The sequence below is a fragment of the Rhodococcus sp. (in: high G+C Gram-positive bacteria) genome (assembly GCF_049286785.1).
Lineage (GTDB): Bacteria > Actinomycetota > Actinomycetes > Mycobacteriales > Mycobacteriaceae > Rhodococcus_F.
In genome coordinates this window covers 1-2,299 of sequence record NZ_JBAQEO010000150.1, presented here as the reverse complement: position 1 = coordinate 2,299, position 2,299 = coordinate 1, and the positions used below count along the sequence as shown (strand labels likewise).

The window sequence follows — 2,299 nt, the reverse complement described above, 5'->3', positions numbered from 1 at the left end:
GGCGAAGGGCTGCCCGTCTACGGCGTGGGTTTACACGATCTACAACTCATGTCTGTGGTTCGCATCCAAGCTCCCGGCCGCGATTCAAGAAACCGTGTTCGCCGATGGTATCCCTCGGATCTGCTCTCCCCAGAACGGGATGGGACAGCTCGTGCCGGACGGCGATGGGTTCAAGCTGACCGGACGCTGGAGTTACGCCACGGGATCGCACCATGCGCAGTTCACTATGGTCCCTGCAATCCTGCCCGACCAGCAACCGATGCTGGTCGTGCTGCCCATGAGTTCTGTCGAACTCGACTACACATGGCAGGTCACCGGAATGAAAGGCACCGGATCCGACACCGTCGTTGCACATGACGTAACGGTCGACTCGGCGAGCATCTGTTCATTCGCGGACATTTCGGCCACACCTCCGGCTGCCGTGGACAGCGCTCTACTCGAACCCTCCGACTACTGGGTGAACTACCCACTGCTGCGCGCAAAGTCGCTCGGCGTTCTTGTCGGCAGTGTGGAGGGGCTCCTCGAAGTCATCATGGCCAAGAGTGGCGGACCGATCATCTACAGCAGCCTCGCTCACAAGAGTGACTCGCCCGCCTATCAAGCCGCTCTTGGTAAAGCTGCAACAAAGATTCGAGCAGCACGTCGCCTGGTGGAAGGTTCATGCTCCCGGATCGATGACGCTGCGACTGAACGCTGGGTGCTCTCCATCGAGGAGCGCACGGAGTGCCGCGGAGAGGGTGCTCTCGTCGTGCAGATCCTGACCGAGGCGGCTGATGAGTTGATGGATCTCGGGGGCTCCTCGGCATTCGGAACGACAGGGCCGGCGCAGCGTTACTGGCGTGATTTCAGCACCGCGGCACGGCATGTGCTGTTCAATGCGCAGGTTAGCTACGAGACTGTCGGACGCCATATCCTCGGGATCGAGCCCGGAATCGTCCAACCGGACATGCTGTAATCGCTGTACCCGGCCGGCCCGGCACGGTACGGTCCCACAGAATCTCGGTTCGGGGTGTGGTCGTGCTCTATCATGTCGGGCCGGTAGCAACGCCGCGTCGTATGTCGCGAGGTTTGGGCGGATCGGCTTCGTCGCCAACGCCTACCGCTCAAACGGCGTCGTTTCCGGCAGCATTGTGGACGGCGCCGACGCCGCAAGATTCGTCACCCGCCGGCAAGATCGGGGGTGGACATGTTCGCCGCCCCCGATCTCACTTGTAAGTACCAAGGTATCCGGAGGAGGGTCCAAATGACCCACGAGGACCGCGCAATGCTGGTTTTCGCCACGAAATGGTTCCGTTTCGGTGGGGGAGACGAATACATTCTTCCCGAGTTCGGGCTCACGCCCACCGAGTTCTACCAACGTATTCTGTTGATGGTCACGAGCACACTGATCGATGAACTCGATTTCGCAACCCGCACTCAACTGCGTGAGTTCTGCTCATTCAAGCTCTCTCGATCGGCATCGGAGAGCATCTCGCATGTGCGGCTTCCAAGGTAGGCGGGTTGAGATGCGGTTGCAGCCGGCGCGCGCAGGGAAGTGGCTGGGGTAGGTCGGCCCCGATCATGTGCCGGGCGCAGACACCTCTCCACGTCGAATACCGAGATGTAGTGGAGGCTGCGAGACGATCTGGGTGCCGCAGTCCGCGCACGCGCCACACGGTCCGGTGACGTGAGTAACGCGATGCCCAATGGCCGTGAGCCTGCCGCCGGCGCGTCCGCCAAGTGGGTATCTCGAGCGCTATGCACTGGCGGGGCGATCATCGCTGCGGCAAGCTGCGTCTGTCCCCGCGCGTGGAATTCACAGATTCGCCTGAGTGTGACCGTCGGTGATGTCCTCGTCGAACAGGGGACGAATTCCCCTGGCAGCCATGATCTGATCGTTGCTCGCGTGTTTGGGCGATTACGGATTCGAAGTCGTCCTCCCGATCGCATCGCAGGGCGACGCGGCCGAGTGCGTCGACCAGCTTGATGAAGTCGGGGGTCCAGCGTGAGTGGGCGGCGAGGTCGATTCTCGAGTAGCGCCCGTCGTAGTGGAATCGGGACCGGCTGCCTCCAGACCGCCTCGATGACGAGTTGCGGTGACAGTTTGCGCGGGCAGTGTGGAGCCGGGTCGGTGCACTCACGAGAATCCTCTGATCAGAATCGGCTGTCGATTCGGCGGCCAACGACGCGTCGGGTTATCGAGTTGTCAGAATGCTTCCGATGGCTGCCGTCACGACTTGTCAGCGAGCTGTTGCAGGAGCGGGGTGAGGCGGTAGTCGACCAACTTGCGCATGACGAGCGCCGTGGTCGTCTGCTCGAC

General features: G+C 61.8%; 2 protein-coding genes and 1 pseudogene. 2 read left to right on the top strand and 1 reads right to left on the bottom strand.

Annotated features, from left to right (window positions below; all coding sequences use genetic code 11):
• Together WAW17_RS06045 and WAW17_RS06040 are read left to right on the top strand one after the other, a co-directional pair.
• Positions 1 to 955, top strand: a 955-nt coding sequence (locus WAW17_RS06045; protein WP_422332099.1) for an acyl-CoA dehydrogenase family protein, incomplete at its 5' end; no start/stop codon positions are given.
• A gap of 288 nt (positions 956 to 1,243) precedes the next feature.
• Positions 1,244 to 1,495, top strand: a complete 252-nt coding sequence (locus WAW17_RS06040; RefSeq protein WP_422332098.1) for a DUF3263 domain-containing protein — start codon at positions 1,244 to 1,246, stop codon at positions 1,493 to 1,495.
• A 300-nt stretch (positions 1,496 to 1,795) separates the two neighbouring features.
• Here WAW17_RS06040 and WAW17_RS06035 read toward each other — a convergent pair.
• Positions 1,796 to 2,027: pseudogene (locus tag WAW17_RS06035) on the bottom strand (acetolactate synthase large subunit); the annotation flags it as partial.
• Positions 2,028 to 2,299: the final 272 nt, after the last annotated feature.

Coding starts and splice junctions, on each gene's coding strand:
- WAW17_RS06040 (WP_422332098.1), top strand. CDS start 1,244: ATGACCCACGAGGACCGCGCAATGCTGGTTTTCGCCACGAAATGGTTC.